Source organism: Paenibacillus eucommiae (genome assembly GCF_017874215.1).
Classification (GTDB): domain Bacteria; phylum Bacillota; class Bacilli; order Paenibacillales; family NBRC-103111; genus Paenibacillus_AI; species Paenibacillus_AI eucommiae.
Genome location: NZ_JAGGLB010000014.1, coordinates 214,323 through 220,691, shown reverse-complemented (window position 1 = coordinate 220,691; position 6,369 = coordinate 214,323). Strand labels below are relative to the sequence as shown.

Genomic DNA, 6,369 nt, shown 5'->3' with positions numbered 1-6,369 from the left:
TTGTTTTTGTCCATGAAAAGATCATCATAATTTACCTTATTTAGTAAATTATTCTTCATTACATTTCATGTCAGATTCAATGCATGCTTAATGTGTTTTTCATCGTTAAAGCACTGGGTCCTCTCCTTATTCTTCATTTAACGATGAAAAATATCATTAAAATCCCCTTTAACCAGCCTGAGAGGTCATCCGTCCTCTTTTAACAATGTTTTTGATCGTTAACGTGAAGGATTGACCTGGAAACATTGCTTTAATGATCAAAAACATCGTTAAAGTAAAACACACACTCAATTCGGGGCCACGTTCAAACGAACAGCTAGCGGGCGCCTGGTTTCTGAGTGAAGGGGATAGTGAATACAATGAAATTTTGGATTTCCTTACAGACTTCATTCCACCCCAGGCTTGCTTTCTTCAAAACTTACACTTTAAGACAACAAAAAAGCCATAGAGAGCAATTACACCTCTCCACGGCTTCTAGCCTGATTTAAATACAGCTTACTTTAGAAGCTGTATTTGCTGCCCTCGTGCTTACTGTGACTGGCAGAGCTTTCACTGCTTTGTCCAGCTTGTGCACTAAGTCCACTGAAAGCAGATTGTGCTGCACCTTTATCCGACTCTGACTGCGAAGCGGAACTTGCATAGAAAGTTGGGCCTGATTTTAGCCCAGCGCTGCCAGTATGAGCGGTTGAATTCGCTTGGCTCTGCCCAAAAGCCGAGCCGCTCCCATATCCCGATTCGAAGTTACTTCCTTGCTGCTGTCCGAAACCTTGAGAGTTCTGAGAATTCGGAATCTGATGTGATTGCTGCGAATACTGCGATTGCAGTAATTGCTGGGATTGTTGAGACTGTTGGGACTGTTGTTGAAAAGGCTGCTGGGATTGGTGTGAATTAGCTTGAGCCGATAGCGGGAACGAAGTTGCCGATTGAGGCTGAGCACCAGACTGGAATGATGGCTTCGAGCCTATTACCGAGCTTGGCTGATGAATTTGTTGGTTTTGATTTTGTTGGTTTTGTTGATTCTGCTGCTGCCAGCCCTGCTGACCTCCGCTAAGGTTTTGCTGGACAAAGGATTGCAGCTTCGCTGCTGCTTGACTTTGCTTCTGCAGTTCCTGCTGCAATTCTTGCTGCGGAGCCTTAGGGATCTGTCCATATTCGTTAAGACTTTGAATTTCCTGGTACAAAACAGCCTGATTCTGTAACGTTTTTTGCAGCAAAAATTGGAAAGCCTGACGAACCTGCGGATTGCTTGATTCAAGAATCGCTGTTGTATATTCTCTGGCTGTCCGTTTTAGCTCGGACAAAACAAAATTTGCCAGGTCCTGCTCCTGCAGGTAAACCTGTTGGCCTTGATTTTGCTGCTGACCTTGGTTCAGTTGAGACTGGTTTTGTTGAGATTGGTTATGTTGAGCTTGGTTCTGCTGTACTTGGTTCTGAAAACCTTGGCTTTGTTGAGCTTGGTTTTGCAATCCTTGATTATGCTGACCGCCGTAGCCTTGTTGTTGGTATGGGTTTTGCTGGTACAAGTGCTATGCACCTCCTAAGTGTGTAACTATCAAATTAGTGGGTAATCCCCGACTGCTGTTGTAAGGCATTAGTAAGTACGCTGGCATTTTGTAGACGCTCTTGAGATAGCTGAACCAGGGTTTGCTTTAAGGATGGGGTTTGACATTCTACAGCACCCTGCACACAAAGCTTGGTAAGCAGCTCTTCGTTCTTGAACGAATCGGATATGTAAGCAAATTCCTTGGCAGAAAGCGACTGATTTCCTTGATTTTGCATATGCAGATTCCCTCCTTTCATGTATTGACAATATTAGGGTTACCAAAAATTTCCCTTTTATGTATCCAAAAAAGAAAAAAAAGCAAGAAAAAGATGAACCTCATCTTTTCCTGCTTTTTCGCACCTGTTTATTTCTTATTTTGTTTATCTTTATTTTGTTTTTTCCTCTAATGCATCAGCGAGCGCTTGAATATCGGCTGTAGAAATGGCATAAGCCCAATCTCCGCCTTGCTTCACTAGCCACAGCTTTTCTCCAGGGTCTGCATCAAGCTTGCCTTGATACTTCTCTGTCGTTTCCTTACCTTCAGCAGATAAGCTTATTTCCACGTTCAACTCGGCCGCTTCCAAAGAAATTTCTGCAGCAGGCTTAGCCGCTTCGGCCGTAGAAAGGAAAGTCAACTGATTAAGCAGCACTGCAGCATCTGAGCCTGCCAGCTCCTTCTCTCCCAGCTTCCAAGCCGCTCCGGCTGCTGTAGTATCCTTATCCGTCTTCGTTAAGGACCAGCTCTTGCCCTTCCATGTGAACTTAATACCCTGCACCTGATCATTATCGAATTTAACCGGACTTGCATCCATAAAATCGAAGGCTTTCTTATTCAAAGAGCTTATACTTTGTTCGCTGACCTGATATACAGTAGATGTGCCCTCTAATTTAGCATATAGATAGCCTTGAATCGGGAGCGACTCTCCTACCTGCAGCACGTTAACTGAGCCGTCCTTCATCGTCACCTTATATACCTGTGAGGGTTTATCCAATCCATACACAGAAAGATCTGCAGCGTTTTCCTCAATTACTGCATCCGAAGTTAACATCCCATACGTATCGATCCAGCTATTAATTTGATTCTGATTCAGCGGCAGCGGGGACGGCTTGTCCATAAACCAGCCATTTTCCTTGTTCTGCAGCTCAATCTGATTCTCTGTTGTCTGTATGCTAACCGATTGTACTTCTTCTTTCTTAACAGGAAGCAGCACTTGTGGCTCTTCTATTTTCTCTCTGAAAAAGTCATGACTAGAGGCATACCAGAACCCTCCGATACAGACAATCACCAGCAAAATAGTAGGAATTAGCCGCTTCATCCGCGTTTCCTCCTCCACCAGACAAATCCCCCAAATAGCAGGAACAAGAGCGGTAAAGCTACAAGCGTAGTGTAAAATATCGTATTCGCTTGCCCCAAAGTAATGAGTGCTTCCTGATAAGCCTCACCTTCACGAGGCCGAATCGTAACCTGATCCGTCTGCTCCTGAAGCCAGCCAATGCTATTCAACGCAAAATCTTTATTGCCCTGTGTCAAAATTTCTTGATCCATCAGAAAGGTTGAGCTTCCAAGAATGACAGCTTTCGGCTGCTTCTCTTTATTTTCTACAGCATAACCTAAATGAAGTGGACCTTTAATATCCTTATCATCCTGCTTGGTCTGGGACTGCATTAATAAAGCAATATCCGTCTCACCGTAAGCATCTGCAGTTGTATCCAGCAGTGCCGTAGTGGTCCAGTCTGCATTTTCCGCATCTGCATTCAATGGTATGGCAAGGGCCATGTTCGTTAACAAATTATAATCGGCAAGCTTCTGCGTAATTTCATGTGTCCCATACTCTGGAATGATCGTTAGCGGATCAAACAACGAAGTCTGCTTTTCTTCGATCGCAACTGCATGTTCATTGTTGACACCATACCTTTTCATGATGCCGTCAATATTTTTCCAGGCCGTCTTCATATCCTTGTTAAAGCCCAGCGCTAAGTATATTTTGCCCTTGTCGTCCAGATAAGCGTTGATCAACTCAGCCTCTTTGTCGTTTATATCTGTTTGTGGTCCTAACAAAAGCAGCATTTCGGCGTCATCTGGAATCTTTCCCTCGCGATACAAATTAAGATCCTTGACGACATAATTAGCTCCCTCCAGGCTGGCGCTCAAAGCAGTCAACTGGTTCAAAGGAATTTCCTCATGTCCTGAAAGCACATACACACTATGTTTTTCAGTAGAGGTCAGACTGGTTAATGCCTGGGTAAATTTCTCTTCTCCGCTGAACCGGTAAGAGCCGTCCTGCTGCTCTCCCGCTATGAATACTTCATAGAAGTTAACAACCCTCTTTTGATCTCCGCTCTCGAAAATCACGGTCCCATTGGCATCCACTCCATACTGCTTAGCCTTGGAAGGCTGCTTGAGCATATCAAATTCCTCATAAGTGACCTTGCTGCTCCGTACCTTATATTGCTGGATCAGATCTGTCACCTGACGAGTTATATAGGGATCCACACTGGGGTTGGTAAATACAACGATATGAATGTCCTTATCCAGTTTGCTCAGCGTACTGATCGTCTGATCAGACAAGGTAAAGCTCTTGTTCTTGGTCATATCAAGCTGAAAGCCTTTGATCGAGTGAAGAAAAATCGTCAGAATGATAAAAATACCGACGACGGCAGCAGAGAATACGACCGCATTCGTTCCACGTATCCATTTATTCATATGCTCACCTCCACCGCTTTCTTTCAAGAACTTGAATACTCAGAACAATAAAGACAGCAGCAAGCGTCACATAAAAAAGAATATCGCCGCCATGCAGCACGCCCTTCTGCAAATTCACGGTATGACTGGTTAGTGAAAACTGGCCAATCCACTCCTTGAGCTTCCCGCCAAAGCTATCGCTAAGCCATTCAATCAACCAGAGCATCAGCAAAATAACAAATCCCGCAATGCCCGCCACCATTTGATTACTCGTCAAGCTGGAAGCGAATAAGCCAATCGCCATCATCGCCGCCCCCAGCAGAAACATGCTTAAATAAGAAAGCCAAAGTATAGACTGATCCAGCGTGCCAAAGCCTGACATAATCAGCGGATAAATAAGGCTAATAACAACAAGCAGAACCTGCACGATCAGAGCTGCCAAATATTTTCCAAAAACAATCTCACCAATTCCGGCAGGGGAAGTAAGCAATAGCTCGTCAGTACCCTGACGGAATTCATCGGCAACTAACCTCATAGTAAGCAGAGGAATGATGAACAAGAATATAAAAGTCGTGTTGCCCACAACGTAGCGTGCATCTACAATAGCGGGTTGCGAGCTGACAAAGTTCACATAAAAGAAAAAGCTCGAAAGCAATACATAAAAAGCAAACGCAACATATACAACTGGTGAAAAGAAGTACATCTGCAGTTCCTTCGAGCAAATCGCCCACATCCTACGCATCCGCATCCACCTCCGGCTCGTCGGTCGTCAGCTTCAGGAATATATCCTCAAGGCTTAAGCTCTCACGCTTCATCTCCAGAATCGGATAACCCGCTTGAGCCATGCGATAAAATAGAGCTTCCCGTATATCCGTATGCTCAACTGAAGTAACTAGAAGTCTCACGGACTCGGAAGTACCATCCACGGAACCCTTGATTTCACTGCTTGCGGCATGGTTTACACCATCGTTTGCAACATCTCTCTCAGCATAAATGGCGTTATCGTTCATAGCTTCGCTGTTCGCCTCAGCAGTCTTCTCTGCGGTGCCTTCCCCATCCTGTACCTTCACTGATGCTACAGTCGCTATTCCATATAGCTGCTCAATAACTTGCTCACGCGGACCTTTAACTTCCAATGAAACCTCAAAAGTCTCGCCCATAGTCCGGCCAAGATTTTCTGGCTGCTCGTCGAGTACGACACGTCCTTGATTGATGATTAGCACACGGTTACAGATCGCATTAATTTCCGGCAAAATATGCGTGCTGAGCAGCACAGTATGCTTCTCCCCCAGCTCGTGAATAAGCTGACGAATCTCAATAATCTGCTTGGGATCCAGTCCCGAAGTAGGCTCATCAAGAATCAGCAGATCCGGCTCATGCACAATCGCCTGGGCTAATCCAAGACGCTGCTTGTAACCTTTGGACAAACCGCGAATCACTTGACGTTCACGCCCATCCAAGCCGAGCTTGCCGATGACGTCACTAATCCGTTTCTTTTGATCTCTGACTGGCACATCCCTCAAATTGGCAATAAAATTCAAATAAGATTGTACCGTCATCTCTGGGTAAAGGGGTGGCGTTTCTGGTAAATACCCAATTTTTCTCCGTGCCTTCTTCGGGTGATCAGCCATAGACAGCCCGTCCACCTGAATTTGTCCATGTGTTGGATTCAGATATCCGGTTATCATTCGCATCGTAGTTGTTTTCCCGGCCCCGTTCGGTCCCAAAAACCCGACGATCTCGCCGCGCTGCATGGAAAAATCAATATTGTGTACACCGCGTTGATTCTCGTATAACTTACTGACCTGCTTCACTTCGAGCACCTTGTGAACCCTCCCATTCTTTCTAAAGAGCTATAATCAAACTCAATATAACGATCAAAGAATAAACCTACATTAAATGAATCTGAATATAAGATTAAAAATATGTGTCAGAAATGTGAACGATCGTCTTTGAAATTTTCCCAATACTTCATCTAATACTTCAATGGATACAGTAGTCCCCTGAGTTATCTTTGTTAGCTCCAATGATCAATTCTCCCCTTTGAAAATAACGCCTGGCGGCGTCCTTTGAGGAGCGTGTTCGTGACGTTGGTGCATGGAGGGAGGGAATGGCTGTGGGCTCCAGCCGCTGTTAAAGATTT

6 protein-coding genes are annotated in these 6,369 nt (G+C 44.7%); all 6 read right to left on the bottom strand.

What is annotated here, in order from left to right; genetic code table 11:
* Positions 1-500: 500 nt before the first annotated feature.
* Positions 501-1,523, bottom strand: coding sequence for a spore coat protein (locus J2Z66_RS20775; RefSeq protein ID WP_209973908.1), 1,023 nt, complete (start codon positions 1,521-1,523; stop codon positions 501-503).
* Positions 1,524-1,557: 34 nt separating this feature from the next.
* A complete protein-coding gene (locus tag J2Z66_RS20770) occupies positions 1,558-1,779 on the bottom strand; it encodes a hypothetical protein (protein ID WP_245375699.1) in 222 nt (73 codons plus the stop codon).
* A gap of 150 nt (positions 1,780-1,929) precedes the next feature.
* Positions 1,930-2,859, bottom strand: a complete 930-nt coding sequence (locus J2Z66_RS20765) for a DUF4340 domain-containing protein (RefSeq protein WP_209973904.1) — start codon at positions 2,857-2,859, stop codon at positions 1,930-1,932.
* Positions 2,856-4,247, bottom strand: coding sequence for a GldG family protein (locus J2Z66_RS20760; protein WP_209973902.1), 1,392 nt, complete (start codon positions 4,245-4,247; stop codon positions 2,856-2,858). Before J2Z66_RS20760 ends, J2Z66_RS20765 begins: the two co-directional genes overlap by 4 nt.
* Before the next feature lie 4 nt (positions 4,248-4,251).
* Entirely contained in the window at positions 4,252-4,968 is a 717-nt protein-coding gene (locus tag J2Z66_RS20755; RefSeq protein WP_209973899.1) for an ABC transporter permease subunit, read from the bottom strand.
* The gene (locus J2Z66_RS20750; RefSeq protein WP_209973897.1) at positions 4,961-6,049 is read right to left on the bottom strand and encodes an ABC transporter ATP-binding protein; all 1,089 of its coding nucleotides are present in this window, start codon (positions 6,047-6,049) and stop codon (positions 4,961-4,963) included. The genes J2Z66_RS20755 and J2Z66_RS20750 overlap by 8 nt, the downstream gene beginning before the upstream one ends.
* Between the last annotated feature and the right edge of the window lie 320 nt (positions 6,050-6,369).